We start from the raw sequence: 13,009 nt of genomic DNA, 5'->3' as shown, positions 1-13,009 counted from the left end.
GACAACGGAGGGGGATTCCGGTGGTCAGGGGGTATCATCACTCCGCCATTGCAAGCGTTGGTTGTGCAAACACCATAGCCCGAGCATGGTGAGCTATCGCAAGCTGCAAGTGATCTTCCGCGCAAAAATCTTCAGCGCTGGCGGAGGTGGGAGATGGCTCGACAGCTGGGAGGGCGGCTTGCCCTGGCGATCTCCCGCGCGACACTCAGCCATGAGTTCCAGCCTGGACAAAGCGCCACTTTGAAGCGCCGCCCCGATGAGGCTATAGGCTCGACGGGCCTGCCGCCCGACACTGCGTCCGAAAGGTGGCTTGTGCCCGCCCGCATCGTCGAGCGTTCTGCCCGACAGACCCTCTGGTATGGATCGTTGCCCATGCAGGCCCTGGAGCGCGTGCTGCATCACGCCATGCGGCACTTGCCGATCAGGTTCGTCTCGAATCTCGGCGCCCGCCTGGCCTGGCTCAAGATCCGCTTCATCGACCCGGATGTCGCTCGCAAGGCCCGCGCCAATATCCGGCAGCATTTCCCGGCCATGCCGGCGGCGGACGTCGAGACGCTGGTCTGGCGCTTCGTCGACAATGTCGGGCGATTGATGGCCGAGTTCTCCATCGTCCATCGCCTGACCTCCGCCAGGCGGATGGAGCTCGTCGGCATCGAGGCCCCCCGCGCCAATCTCGGCAGGATCCCGACCATCGCGCTCTGCTTGCATCTCGGCAATTGGGAGGTGATGGCTGCGGCGATGCAGAAGATCGGTGTTTCGATCGCCTCGATCTCCGAGGTTCCGGAGAATGCGGCCCATCGCGACATCGCCGATGCGACGCGCAGCGGCTTCGACGTCAAGGTGCTCTCCCCCGACCGGATAGGCGCGCTGCAGGCGCTGTCCATCCTGAAAGGCAACGGCGTCCTCGCCATCTTCCCGGATGAAAAGCGCGGCAGCACGATGATGGCGCCGCTGTTCGGGCGCCCGCCTCACATCAAGGGCAATCTGGCCCTGGCGGCCAAGCTCGCCCGGCGTACCGGCGCGCAGCTCGTCGTGGTCTATTGCGAGCGGATGGAGAACGTCCGCTTCCGGTTGCATTTCGAGGAGCCGTTCTTCATGGATCCCGAAGGCGATGACGCGCTTGCCGATGTCGCCTTCATCAACGGCCGGATCGAGCCGATCATCCTGCGCCACCTCGCGCAATGGTATTATCTCGACGATTCGATCGGGCCGATCGCTTAGCCGACCCGCCGCGCGACGCGCTGCCCATCCTGAGGAGCCTGGCCTGAGAGCGATATCAACAGCTCCTGATCGCTTGCCATCACCCGCATCGTCATCCCGGACAAGCGGCGCAGCCGCGCAGCTCCGGGATCCATCGTAGGGCTCCGCAGCTCTACGATGGATCCCGGGCCGAAGCTTCGCTTTGCCCAGGATGACGGCGCATAAAAGGTCAAAACAGAGCCGTCGAAATCATTGGCTTCATTGCGGAGAAGCATCACAGGATGAGGGCTGGTGTGTCCCAGGCCTGCTCACATACGCCGCGCCGGTTGCGCGCATGAACCGATAAACGGTTTACGGCCCCGGCGGACTCAAGCAATTGTGCGATCAAGCTGTTTCGGATGGGGAAAGCACCAAGACCATGACAAGTGAGGCGCCGCGGGTCACGATCGATGTCCTCATCGAGATGCTCCAGCAGGTCATCGCGGAAAACGCATCGCGCGGTCGCGGAAAGCTTGCGGCCATTGCCTGGGGGCCCGAGACCCTGCTCGAGGATACCGGTTTCAACTCCTATGATTTCGTCGAGATCATCTTCAAGATCGAAGACCATTTCAACATCGAGATCGACTACAACGCCAATAACAACATCAACGATGTGAGGACGATCGGCGAGCTTTGCGACGAAGTCGGCAAGCTCTTGGCCAAAAAGCAGGCGGCATGAAAGCAGGCGGCGGCATGAAAGCAGGCGGGATGACGCGGATCGTCGTCTCTGGCCTCGGCGTCGTCTCCCCCATCGGTTGCGACACTGACAGCTTCTGGCAGGCTCTGCTGGCAGGGCGCGGGAGCATCGGTGAAGCCTCCGCCTTGCCGGGCAAGGGCATTCGCGTGGCGGAAGTCCCGGGCGAAGACTTCATGGCGGGGCTGGACCTCCCACGCTCGGCCTGCGACCGCAACGCCCTGTTTGCTGTCGCGGCGGCGCGCCAGGCGCTTGTTGCCGCGGGTCTCGGAACCGGCCTGCCGCGCCCCGAGCGCGTCGGCGTCATCCTCGGCAACTCCGCCGGCGGGCAATGCAGCGTCGACGATCAGTATTCGAGGCTCTACCACCTGAACAAGCGTCCCCATCCGATGACGGTGCCCAAGGTCATGGTCAGCTCGTCGGCGAGCTGGGTTTCGATCAACTCGGGCGCGACCGGCCCCTGCTTCGTGACCTCGAGCGCCTGCGCCTCCGCCAGCCACGCCATCGGCATCGCCATGCAGTTCCTGCGCGCCGGCCTCGCCGACATCGTCATCGCCGGGGGCACGGAAGCTCCGCTCTCGGCTGGAACCCTGATCGCCTGGGACGCCATGAAGATCATGTCGCGCAGCCACTGCCGGCCTTTTGCTGCGGGGCGCGACGGGCTGGTGCTGTCCGAGGGCGCCGGCATCATCGTGCTGGAGACCGAGGCGCATGCGCGCAGCCGCGGCCTCAAGCCGGCGGTCGAGGCGGCAGGCTTCGGCTTCAGCGCCGATGCGGGCGACATCGTCGCGCCCAATGCCGACGGCATGGTGAGCGCCATGAGCCTGGCCCTGACCGATGCCGGGCTGAGCGCGGGCGATCTCGCTTATGTCAACGCCCATGGCACCGGCACCCGCGCCAATGACCGAACCGAGACGCAAGCCCTGAAGCGCCTGTTCGGCGAGCGGCCGCTGCCGCCGGTCTCCTCGACCAAGGGCGTGACCGGCCATGCGCTGGGCGCGGCTGGCGCTTTTGAAGCGATCGCGACGATCATGGCGATCGAGAACTCAATGGCCCCGCCGACCGCCAATTTCGACGCTCCAGACTCCGAATGCGACTTCGACTGCGTGCCCAATCAGGGCCGGGCGATGCCGATTCCGGTCGCGATGTCGAACTCCTTCGCCTTCGGCGGGATCAATGCGGCGCTGATCTTCAGGGCGATTGGGTCTTAATACTGGCGGCGCTTGAGACCGGGTTATGGCCGAGCCGCAGCCGTCATTCCGGAGCGATCCGAAGGATCGAGCCCGGAACCCAAAACCGTTGCCGCTGCATGAGAAGGCGCGGGTCGCCGGCTCACTTAACGAGGACACGCATCGGTTCTGGGTTCCGGGCCCATGGCTGCGCCATGTCCCGGAATGACGGGAGAGAATAACGCCATCGCTCAGCGCTGAAGGCGGTCGGTATTAGGTCGGGTGCGATCAGATCGCATCGCAGGGCGTGTCATCCCGGACAAGCCGCGTCAGCGGCGCCGATCCGGGATCCATGCCGGAGCACTGATCGGCAAGGCTCAGGCATGGATCCCGTGTCTCCCTCAGGTCGCCCGGGATAGCCCGAGCGTCTCGATCTCAATGCGAAACGCTCTGGGCGATATCGATAGACCGCCAACGGATATCTGAGAGAGGCCGGAGACCTGGCGGGAGAGTTGGCTCACGAGCCCATAGCTCACCTTGCGATGCCCCATTGGAGTCCGCATAACCGACGCCGCTTTAGGAATAAGAGGCATCTATGAAGCTCACCGAGATGCGAGTGTATGCCGCGTGGTGTGGGGTGATACTTCTTGGCTCGATAGTGTGGGCTTCTTCTCAGGAGCGGGGCAAACTAGACGAAGCATATCGGGCAGCATGGCGGGATAGCTTCGGAACTGATGTAACTGACGATATTGCGAAGGCACTGCATCGCAATGGCGAGGATGTTATCGCATTTGCCCAGTCCAGCGGCTTCACTTGCGACCGCAGTTCCTACGTTCAGGACCGCGCTATCTGGCTTTGTTCGCGATACGCTTGGGGCTTTTTCGACCCGCCGTTCCTAAAGCGCGAGCGGTGGGTTTTTGAGGTCGAATGCAAGGAAATTCGACCTCTCTGCGCCGTTGGAAAGCATCGTGGACAGGCATCGAACGCACCGTTGTTCAGCTCGTATTGAAGCTGACTGTTCCCACCCATTTCGGACCTTGGAGCTTGCCGCCTCAACGTCTCCTCACACGAGACTAAACAGGTCGCCGAAGCCGAGAATGTTGTTGATTGCGGCCATCGCTAGCGCCGAGAAAAGTAACGCCAAAGCCCAGATTGCACGGCGTCGTCCTCCCCGATCCTGTCTCTCGTTGACGGTGGCTAGAGCTGATAGCCAGGAGGCTGCCAGCCAGAACGGTAAGGAGAGCAGGAGAAGGAGCCAGAACCCGAATTCGTGGGCTCCTTTTGGCGGTTTGCTCAAGGCTTCGGAGGCACTAAGCGGCAGGATGTATCCGATGATCGCTAGCATTACGAGTGGAATGCCGACAGTCGCTCCAATTGTTGTCGCCCACAGAGCGGCGTTCCGAAGCTGGATCACGCAAACCTCGCTGGTCCTTTGAGTGTCGTCCCTTCATATCGGAAGCGAGTGTCGGGCAGAAGGCGCTGCCGTTCGCCGACGTGCCGTCGAACTTCCACTGTCCGCCCATCTGAGACATTCGCCACGTCGGGCGCCTTGACACCCACCACCCAACAAAAAAGCCGCCCATTCCGGGCGGCTTCGCTTGATGGTCTCCGGGGCGTTGCTCAGACGAACTGGCCGAGCCCCGGAATGGCGCCGACGATCGCGCCCATGGTGTCCTCGCCGGCCTTTTCGCGGCCGACCGCGAACATCTCCTTCGAGACCGACTGGATCTGGCCCATCGAGAGGCCGGCGCCCATCAACTGGCCGCCGAGCGCCATGACGCCGCCACCACCGCCCATCAGGCCGCCGACCATGCCCATCAGCCCGCCCTTGGCGCCGCCCTCACTGTCGGCAAGCTCCTGCGCGCCGGGCAGGGAGGTCATCAATTGGCCGATCTCGGCCGGCGGGCCTTCCTTCTGCAGGAAGGCGAGAATGATGCCGATCGCCTTGCGGGCGAGGCTCTCATCGAGGCCGGAGGCCGCGATGATGCGGGAGATCAGTTCGTCCATGGGTCTTGTCCCTGTCCTTGATGGTGCGGCATTCTTGATGGCACGACGCGGTTGCGCGATAGTTCACATATTAACGATCTAATCAAGCGGGTAGCGGGCTTCCGCCGACTGGCGCGTTTCGCTACACCCTTGCCCTGACTTTTCGATAACACAACAGGCGGACGGCATGGCGAAAGCAGATCTCGTGGTGGACGATGGCGCGATCCTGATCGGCAAGAGCTGGAAGGCCGAAAACCTGCTGCTCAAGCTCGCCAACCGCCACGGGCTGGTGACGGGCGCGACCGGCACGGGCAAGACCGTGACGCTGCAGGTGATGGCGGAAGGCTTTGCCCGCAACGGCGTGCCGGTCTTCGCCGCCGACATCAAGGGCGACCTTTCAGGGATCGCGGCGCCCGGCAGCTCCCAGCCGGCCTTCGTCAAGCGCGCCGCGGAAATCGGCGTGAAGTATGAGCCCGACCAGTTCACCACCGTGTTCTGGGACGTCTTCGGCGAGCAGGGCCACCCCGTCCGCGCCACCATTTCCGAGATGGGCCCGCTCTTGCTCGCCCGCCTGCTCGACCTCAACGACACCCAGGAGGGCGTGCTCAATATCGCCTTCCGCATCGCCGACGAGCAGAAGCTGCTATTGCTGGATCTCAAGGATCTGCGCGCGATCCTCTCCTTCATCGCCGAGAACGCCTCGGATCTGACGACGAAATACGGCAATGTCACCGCCCAGTCGGTCGGCACGATCCAGCGCCAATTGCTGGTGCTCGAGAACCAGAAGGGCGATCTGTTCTTCGGCGAGCCGGCGCTCGACATCAACGACCTGATGAAGACCGACCGCGACGGCCGCGGCATCGTCAACATCATGGCGGCCGACAAGCTGATGGCCAATCCCAGGCTCTACGCCACCTTCCTGCTCTGGCTGCTCTCGGAATTGTTCGAGCAGCTTCCCGAGGTCGGCGATCTCGACAAGCCAAAACTCGTCTTCTTCTTCGACGAGGCGCATCTGCTGTTCAACGGCGCGCCAAAGGCCTTGCTGACGGCGGTCGAGCAGGTGGTCAGGCTGATCCGCTCGAAGGGCGTCGGCGTCTATTTCGTCACGCAGAACCCGCTCGATATCCCCGATACGGTGCTGGCCCAGCTCGGCAACCGCGTCCAGCACGCCTTGCGCGCCTTCACCCCGCGCGACCAGAAGGCGGTGCGGGCTGCTGCCGAAACCTTCCGCCAGAACCCGAAATTCAAGACCGAGGAGGCGATCACGCAGCTTGCCGTCGGCGAGGCCTTGACCTCAACACTGGAAGGCAAGGGCACGCCGACCATGGTCGAGCGCACGCTGATCGCACCGCCCATGGCGCAGGTTGGGCCCTGCAGCGTGCAGGAGCGCCAGCAGGCGATGAACGCCTCGGGCTTCAAGGGCAAATACGACACCATGATCGACGCCGACTCGGCTTACGAGGAGCTGATGCGGCGCAAGAACCTGCAGCCCGACGGCTCGCCGGTCGAAGCCTCGACCACGGGCGGCGGCGGCATCATGGACACGATCGGCGGCTGGTTCGGTGGCGGCTCGAACGCGCCGCGCCCCAAGACCGGCCCCGGCAGCCGCGGCGGCGCCCTGCCGCAGAGCATGACCGAGAAGATCATCACCTCGGCGGCCCGCTCGGCCGCGACCTCGATCGGCCGCCAGGTCGGCACCGCGATTTTGCGCGGGGTGCTTGGCAGCATGATGGGCGGGAAGCGCTGAGGGTATGCACGTCATGCTCGGGCTTGACCCGAGCATCTCTTGCCAGAGATTCTCGGGTCTGCGCTTCGCTCGAGAATGACGCGCTCCCTCTTCCCTTCTCCCCTGGCGGGAGAAGGTGGCGCGTAGCGCCGGATGAGGGGGCGCCGTGCCCTTTCCGGTTGGCGTCGTGTTTGGTTCGTGGGAAAGCTCACGGCGCCCCCTCATCCGTCTCGGCTTCGCCGATCCACCTTCTCCCGCGAGGGGAGAAGGGAAAGCGCGCGACCAAGCAACCGCGCCATGCGGCAAGGCGGGCTGACGCCGCCCTCAAGCCTTGTCATGATGGCGCAACCTGAATCGGCTCTCGGATGACGAGTGCCCCTGACCCGTTGAGCGCCATGACCAAGCTTCCCGCGATCCTCTCTCGTCTCGATGCCGATCTCGACGCTTCGCTCGCGCGGCTGTCGTCCTGGCTCGAAATCCCTTCGATCTCGACGGATTCGGCCTATTGGCCCGATAGCCGTCGCGCCGCGGAATGGCTGCGGGCAGATCTCGAATCGCTCGGCTTCAAGGCCTCGCTTGGCGAGACGCCCGGCCAGCCCGTCGTGCTGGCGCACCGGCCCAAGCCCGGCGCACCGCATGTGCTGTTCTACGGCCATTACGATGTGCAGCCGGTCGATCCGCTGAATCTCTGGGACACCGAGCCGTTCAAGCCGGTGATCAAGGAGATCGCCCCCGGCCGCAAGGTCATCGTCGCGCGCGGCGCCTGCGACGATAAGGGCCAGGTCATGACTTTCGTCGAGGCGATGCGCGCCACCATCGCCGAGACGGGCGATCTGCCTGTAGGCGTCACCATCCTGGTCGAAGGCGAGGAGGAATCCGGTTCGGTCAACCTGCCGGCCTTCGTCCGTGAGAATGCCGACAAGCTCAAGGCCGATATCGCGCTGGTCTGCGACACCGGCATGTGGGACCGCGACACGCCGGCGATCACGGCGTCGCTGCGCGGCATGGTCTATCAGGAGGTCACGATCACCTGCGCCGATCGCGACCTGCATTCGGGCCTGTTCGGCGGCGCGGCCGCCAATCCGGTGCATGTGCTCTCGCGCATCATAGCGAGCCTCCATGACGAGACCGGCCGCATCACGGTTCCCGGCTTCTATGAAGGCGTCGAGGAGCCGTCGAATTCGCAGAAGGCCGATTGGGCTGATCTCGGGCTGACGGAGGAGGAATTCCTCGGCCAGGTCGGCCTGAAGCATTCGATCGGCGAGAAGGGCCGCATGCTGATCGAGCAGATCCAGTCGCGCCCGACCTGCGATGTCAACGGCATCTGGGGCGGCTACACGGGTGAGGGCACCAAGACGGTGATCGCCGCCAAGGCCTCGGCCAAGGTCTCCTTCCGCCTCGTCGGCAAGCAGGACCCCGACAAGATCGCCGCCGCCTTCCAGGCTTATGTGCGCGCGCAATTGCCCGATGACATCTCGGCCGAGTTCATCGTCTACAGCGCCTCGCCTGCCATCGCGGTGCCCGCCGATTCACCGGCGCTGACCAAGGCGCGCGCGGCCCTGACAGAGGAATGGGGCCGCAAGGCGGTGACGATCGGCTCGGGCGGCTCGGTGCCGGTGGTCGGCGATTTCAAGCGCCTGCTCGGCATGGACACGCTGCTCGTCGGCTTCGGCCTCGATGACGACCGGGTGCATTCGCCCAACGAGAAATACGACCTCTCCTCCTTCCACAAAGGCCAGCGCTCCTGGGCGCGCATCTTGCAGGCATTGGGTTCATGAAATCGGTTTGCGTCTTCTGCGGGTCCAATCCCGGCAATGAGCCCGTCTATGCGGCGGGCGCCCGCGCCATGGGCGCCGAGATCGCCCGGCGCGGCCTCGTTCTGGTCTATGGCGGCGGCGCGGTGGGGTTGATGGGCATTGTCGCCAATGCCGCGCTCGAAGCCGGCGGCGAGGTCCATGGCGTCATCCCGCGCGCGCTGCGCGAAAAGGAGGTCGGCCATCACGACCTGACGCGGCTCGAAGTCGTCGAGACCATGCATATCCGCAAGGCGCGGATGGCCGAACTCTCGGACGGCTTCATCGCTATGCCCGGCGGCATCGGCACCTTCGAGGAGCTGTTCGAGATCTGGACCTGGGGCCAGCTCGGCATCCACTCCAAGCCGCTCGCCTTCCTCAATGTCGCGGGCTTCTACGATCCGCTGGCGGCCTTCCTCGACAACACCGTCGAGGCGGGTTTCCTGAAGCAGACCCACCGCGCCATGGCGATCACGGATACCGAGCCTGCGACCCTGCTCGACCGGATGGAGCAATATGTGCCGGCCGCGACGATCAAATGGGTGGAGAAGGAGCAGGCTTGAGCGGCCTGCTCGTCGCATCGAATGATGCACGCAAGCCTCCCTGTTCAAAAAGCGGAGAGCCGGTCGATGGCGATCAGAAACCTGTGGCCCATCGGCCGGATCTGCGGGCTGCTGCTCGCCGGCATGGCGCTCGGTGCCGGGCCGGTGCTGGCGGAGCCCGCGCCCGGTATTCGCTACGCCCAGGCCGCGCCGGGCACTGCTCCGCGCCCGAATGTTCCGGGCGCGGAGCAGCAGCAGGAGGACCAGCTCTTCCAGATCCTGCGCGAATTGAGCGGCGGCTGCAACGAAGCGGCCTGGACGCTCTGGCGCAGCAATTCCTATGATGACTGGCGCAATCGCAGGGCCCGCGTGCTCTCGATGCACTATTCCGTGCGCTCCTATGAGAGCCTGCCGCCGCTCCCGGCCTCGCTGCCTGAGGCCCTGAAGCTGAAGGCCGAGCCCACCATCAAGAGCGCAAACGAGACGCTGAGCGCCAGCGGAGACGTCTTCAAGGACCTCGCGACCTATATCAACGCCAAGGATTACGAGGACGACAAGTTTAGGAAGGGCGACGAGCTCAATGCGAAGCTCTTGGCCGCCGGCAAGCGCTGCCATCAGCTCGAGGCCGAACTTGCGGAGGTCTATCGCGACGTCGCCGCCCTCGTGATCGAGCGCCGCAAGGCGGGCGCAGCCCGTCCCGAGATCGTCGCGGTGATGATCGCCGACTGGCAGAAGGCGAGCGCATTGTCGCGCGAGCTCGGGCGTTTTGAGGCCGCCGATCGCGCCACGCTCGAGGGGCTCGTCCGCGATCTCTCGGCCTTGTCGGATGAGCGCAAGGCGAATTTCGAGCCGCTGAAGCAAGCGCCGCAAGCAATCGTCAAACGCTTCTATGAAACGACCCTGCAGGACGACATCGCCGCCAAGATGCGCCGCCTGCTGCGCGAGGCCAAGACGCCCAAGGCCTTCAAGGAGCTGGCGCAGGACCGGCCGCGCTCGGAGTTCTGGGCCGTTCGCCGCGAGATCGACTACTTCATGCCCGACGCGATCCTGAGCTATCTGCGCAATCCGGGGTAGGCCGCAAGGCAAGCAGTTCAGGGGGCGTGGCCAATGGTGATGGCCTTTTGGGCCCTCGCACAATCACCGCTCAGGTGGCTGGCGTTCCAGGCGGCGGCGGGCCGGTCAGTTCCTTATACGGAAACTGCTTTGTCTCAATGATGTTGCCAGCGGGTCCCCAGGTGAACCTGAGGCCGTTCCAGCTGCCGAAATGCATGCCGGCGGGCTGTGTTCCCGTCCAATAAAATTGCAGATGGATGGAGGCGACGACTTCGGCGCCGGTGCGCTGCGCGAGTTGGTAGCAGAATTCGTTGCCGTCATAACTGAAGTGGCCATTGGCCTCGGAACACGCCCCTATGCGCGCCACCAGGCAGCTATGGAATTCGATGCGCTTGACCTTGCCACGCAGTTGTTCGAGCTGCGCCAGATCGGTCCGGCAGATCCCACCTTTCCCGGGGCCGATATAGAGGTTGCCCTTTGCGGGATCGACAATCCGCGCCGGCAATGTCGGATGTTGAAACGCGCCCCTGCAGCATTGCACGAAGCCGGGCAGGCCGTGCGACATGATTTTCAGCGTAAGATTGCCGCCGGCCTCATCGCCCCGCTTGATGACATTGTCGATCATCCATTGCAGCGGCGTGTCGCCGTTGACCTCAAGCACATCGCCAAGCGGCCTCCAGCCGAACAGACGCACGTCATGGACGACGAATACCTTTGGCGGGGATGGCGGAGGTGGAACTGGAGGCTGGGGCGTCGGGCCAATCGATGCAAGCTCTTGGTCGAGCGTGGCGATTGTCTTCTTGCCGACGATATCGTCGATCCGGCCGGCATAATTCAGGATGCCGCGCGCTGTCTTGAAACGCCGCACGCTGGCAGCCGTCGATGGTCCGTAACGCATCTTGGACAATTCGTCTGCGGAGATGTCCCCAGCGCCGAGCCGGATCAGCGCCTGTTGAATCTTGCCGACGAAATCGCCGATGGCGCCTGGCGTTACATGGCTGGGATCGGAGACCGCGCAGGCCTCCAACCGCGGATCGCCGGAGAATTCTTTTGATCTGAGTGGCATCGGCGTCCCATCGCGTCATGGACGAAGTGACAGTCGGACGCGGCCCCAATCCGGAAGCTCGACGGGTTACGATCGAAAACAGTAACTCGCCGAAATGCCGAAAGGGAATGCGCGTTGTAAGGGCTTCGAGGCGCCGACTTTAAGCTGCTCCAGTCACTAGAAATCTACCGGGTGGGTGATAAGTCAATTCCGCTAAGCCCTCATAACGGGCTAAATTCTGCATCGCAGCGAAACGACGGCGCTTCCGGTTCAGCCCGGAGGTGAAATCGCCCGCAGGACGTCCCTGAAAACGCTGTATTGCAGCTGGAAGGCTCGCGGGCTGTAGTCCTGGTAGTATCCCGCGGTTACCACGACAACGAGATCGAGCTCCGGGACGATGCGGATGGATTGACCGCCCCGGCCAAGCGCGCCGACCCGGTGGACCTCGCGTCCCCTGTGCAGGGAGCGGCCGAGCCACCACAGATAGCCGTAAGACTGGTTGTCCGTGGCCTTGATCTGCAGCGCCGTCGAGGTCTCGATCCAGCTTTTGGAAACGATCTGGCGGTCGTTCCAGCGGCCGCCCGCAAGAACGAGCTGGCCGATCTTCGCCATGTCGCGTGGCCGCAGGCGAAGGCCCCCTCCAGCGTCGGTATCGCCCTTGACCCGAAGCCACTCCACGCCGGTGATGCCCAAAGGCTCGAACAACGCCACGCGCGCGAATTCGTCGAGCGGGCGTCCGGTCGCCTTGCGGATGATGGCCGAGAGCAGCGTCAGCGCGCCGGTGTTGTAGAAGAAGCCCTGTCCTGCCGGGGCGGTCACTGCGAGACCGAGGACGTACCGACACGGGTCTGATGCCCTGTGCATGCGCGCCTCGTCATTGTTCTCGTCTCCGGTGGCCGGCGTCGCCTCCACCCACGCCAGACCCATCGACATGGTGAGCACGTGCGAGAGCAGGATCCGGTCCTTTTCAAGGGTGCGCAAATCCGACAGCTCGGGGAAAAAACTGAAGATCGGCTCATCGATGCTGCGTATCAGCCCGCGATCGATCGCGATCCCAACCGCGAGCGATGCAACGCTTTTCGAGACCGATTTCACGTCATGCAGCGTATCGGCGTCAAAAGGGACGTTCTCCACCCGGCGGCCGAACATGCCGCCGGAAATCTCGTCAAGACCCCCGAAATAGCGCTCGAACACCAGCTTACCGCTATGGGCGACCAGCACGGCGTGGATTCTGGCGTCGCGCGAGGCGGCGAGCCGATCCGTCATCCCGCGCAGCGCGGCGCGGTCGACGAGCTTGTCGTCATCGATGGCGGCGACGGGCCAGCCATCGTCGCGCACGACCGGAACACCGCTGCTGTCGGGCAGGTCCGGGGACATCGGCAAGACGGTGAGCGGCGCCAGCGCAGCGCCGCCGAGCAGTGCAACAAACCGGCGCCGTCTCATGCGAGGCTCGCATTCAGATCTTTCGCGACCGCCCGAGCATAGCAGACGGTCCTGGCGAGGGCGATTGCCGAGGTGACGCGGCGAGCTTCGAGCCGCTGAAGCAGGCGCCGCCAGCCATCGTGAAACGCTTCTATGAAACGACGCTGCAGGACGATATCGCCGCCAAGATGCGCCGCCTGCTGCGCGAGGCTAAGACGCCCTAGGCCTTCAAGGAGGTGGCGCAAGACCGGCCACGCTCGGAGTTCTGGACCGTTCGCCGCGAGATCGACTGCTTCATGCCCGACGCGATCCTGAGCTATCTCCGCAATCCGGGTTAGGT

13 protein-coding genes are annotated in these 13,009 nt (G+C 64.1%); 8 read left to right on the top strand and 5 right to left on the bottom strand.

The window, feature by feature from the left end:
• Positions 1-153: 153 nt before the first annotated feature.
• The 4 genes from RMR04_RS21330 (at position 154) to RMR04_RS21315 (ending at position 4,111) form a co-directional block, all read left to right on the top strand.
• Entirely contained in the window at positions 154-1,221 is a 1,068-nt protein-coding gene (locus RMR04_RS21330; protein ID WP_311910383.1) for a lysophospholipid acyltransferase family protein, read from the top strand.
• Positions 1,222-1,618: 397 nt separating this feature from the next.
• Entirely contained in the window at positions 1,619-1,918 is a 300-nt protein-coding gene (locus tag RMR04_RS21325) for an acyl carrier protein (protein WP_311910382.1), read from the top strand.
• A gap of 29 nt (positions 1,919-1,947) precedes the next feature.
• Positions 1,948-3,144 (top strand): beta-ketoacyl-[acyl-carrier-protein] synthase family protein, encoded by a 1,197-nt coding sequence (locus RMR04_RS21320; RefSeq protein ID WP_311910381.1) that lies wholly within the window; start codon positions 1,948-1,950, stop codon positions 3,142-3,144.
• Positions 3,145-3,697: 553 nt separating this feature from the next.
• On the top strand, positions 3,698-4,111 hold the full coding sequence (locus tag RMR04_RS21315) for a hypothetical protein (RefSeq protein ID WP_311910380.1): 414 nt from the start codon (positions 3,698-3,700) through the stop codon (positions 4,109-4,111).
• 54 nt (positions 4,112-4,165) lie between these two features.
• Here RMR04_RS21315 and RMR04_RS21310 read toward each other — a convergent pair whose 3' ends face one another.
• Both RMR04_RS21310 and RMR04_RS21305 read right to left on the bottom strand, forming a co-directional pair.
• On the bottom strand, positions 4,166-4,516 hold the full coding sequence (locus RMR04_RS21310) for a hypothetical protein (RefSeq protein WP_311910379.1): 351 nt from the start codon (positions 4,514-4,516) through the stop codon (positions 4,166-4,168).
• 206 nt (positions 4,517-4,722) lie between these two features.
• On the bottom strand, positions 4,723-5,109 hold the full coding sequence (locus tag RMR04_RS21305; RefSeq protein ID WP_311910378.1) for a DUF2267 domain-containing protein: 387 nt from the start codon (positions 5,107-5,109) through the stop codon (positions 4,723-4,725).
• A gap of 166 nt (positions 5,110-5,275) precedes the next feature.
• On the opposite strand from RMR04_RS21305, the gene RMR04_RS21300 reads away from it, so the two are divergent.
• The 4 genes from RMR04_RS21300 (at position 5,276) to RMR04_RS21285 (ending at position 10,223) form a co-directional block, all read left to right on the top strand.
• A complete protein-coding gene (locus RMR04_RS21300; protein WP_311910377.1) occupies positions 5,276-6,835 on the top strand; it encodes a helicase HerA-like domain-containing protein in 1,560 nt (519 codons plus the stop codon).
• A 374-nt stretch (positions 6,836-7,209) separates the two neighbouring features.
• Positions 7,210-8,592, top strand: coding sequence for a dipeptidase (locus RMR04_RS21295; protein ID WP_311910376.1), 1,383 nt, complete (start codon positions 7,210-7,212; stop codon positions 8,590-8,592).
• Positions 8,589-9,170 (top strand): LOG family protein, encoded by a 582-nt coding sequence (locus tag RMR04_RS21290; RefSeq protein WP_311910375.1) that lies wholly within the window; start codon positions 8,589-8,591, stop codon positions 9,168-9,170. The genes RMR04_RS21295 and RMR04_RS21290 overlap by 4 nt, the downstream gene beginning before the upstream one ends.
• 66 nt (positions 9,171-9,236) lie before the next feature.
• Entirely contained in the window at positions 9,237-10,223 is a 987-nt protein-coding gene (locus RMR04_RS21285) for a DUF3829 domain-containing protein (protein WP_311910374.1), read from the top strand.
• Positions 10,224-10,293: 70 nt separating this feature from the next.
• On the opposite strand, the gene RMR04_RS21280 is transcribed toward RMR04_RS21285, so the two are convergent.
• The 3 genes from RMR04_RS21280 to RMR04_RS21270 form a co-directional block, all read right to left on the bottom strand.
• Positions 10,294-11,229, bottom strand: a complete 936-nt coding sequence (locus RMR04_RS21280) for a hypothetical protein (RefSeq protein ID WP_311910373.1) — start codon at positions 11,227-11,229, stop codon at positions 10,294-10,296.
• Positions 11,230-11,517: 288 nt separating this feature from the next.
• Positions 11,518-12,690, bottom strand: coding sequence for a serine hydrolase domain-containing protein (locus RMR04_RS21275; protein ID WP_311910372.1), 1,173 nt, complete (start codon positions 12,688-12,690; stop codon positions 11,518-11,520).
• Entirely contained in the window at positions 12,687-12,914 is a 228-nt protein-coding gene (locus RMR04_RS21270) for a hypothetical protein (protein ID WP_311910371.1), read from the bottom strand. The genes RMR04_RS21275 and RMR04_RS21270 overlap by 4 nt, the downstream gene beginning before the upstream one ends.
• Between the last annotated feature and the right edge of the window lie 95 nt (positions 12,915-13,009).

It is taken from the genome of Bosea sp. 685, from assembly GCF_031884435.1.
Classification (GTDB): Bacteria; Pseudomonadota; Alphaproteobacteria; order Rhizobiales; family Beijerinckiaceae; genus Allobosea.
This window is presented reverse-complemented; position numbering and strand designations above follow the sequence as displayed.

Coding starts and splice junctions, on each gene's coding strand:
- RMR04_RS21315 (WP_311910380.1), top strand. CDS start 3,698: ATGAAGCTCACCGAGATGCGAGTGTATGCCGCGTGGTGTGGGGTGATA.
- RMR04_RS21305 (WP_311910378.1), bottom strand. CDS start 5,109: ATGGACGAACTGATCTCCCGCATCATCGCGGCCTCCGGCCTCGATGAG.
- RMR04_RS21285 (WP_311910374.1), top strand. CDS start 9,237: ATGGCGATCAGAAACCTGTGGCCCATCGGCCGGATCTGCGGGCTGCTG.
- RMR04_RS21300 (WP_311910377.1), top strand. CDS start 5,276: ATGGCGAAAGCAGATCTCGTGGTGGACGATGGCGCGATCCTGATCGGC.
- RMR04_RS21295 (WP_311910376.1), top strand. CDS start 7,210: ATGACCAAGCTTCCCGCGATCCTCTCTCGTCTCGATGCCGATCTCGAC.
- RMR04_RS21290 (WP_311910375.1), top strand. CDS start 8,589: ATGAAATCGGTTTGCGTCTTCTGCGGGTCCAATCCCGGCAATGAGCCC.
- RMR04_RS21325 (WP_311910382.1), top strand. CDS start 1,619: ATGACAAGTGAGGCGCCGCGGGTCACGATCGATGTCCTCATCGAGATG.
- RMR04_RS21275 (WP_311910372.1), bottom strand. CDS start 12,690: ATGAGACGGCGCCGGTTTGTTGCACTGCTCGGCGGCGCTGCGCTGGCG.
- RMR04_RS21330 (WP_311910383.1), top strand. CDS start 154: ATGGCTCGACAGCTGGGAGGGCGGCTTGCCCTGGCGATCTCCCGCGCG.
- RMR04_RS21320 (WP_311910381.1), top strand. CDS start 1,948: ATGACGCGGATCGTCGTCTCTGGCCTCGGCGTCGTCTCCCCCATCGGT.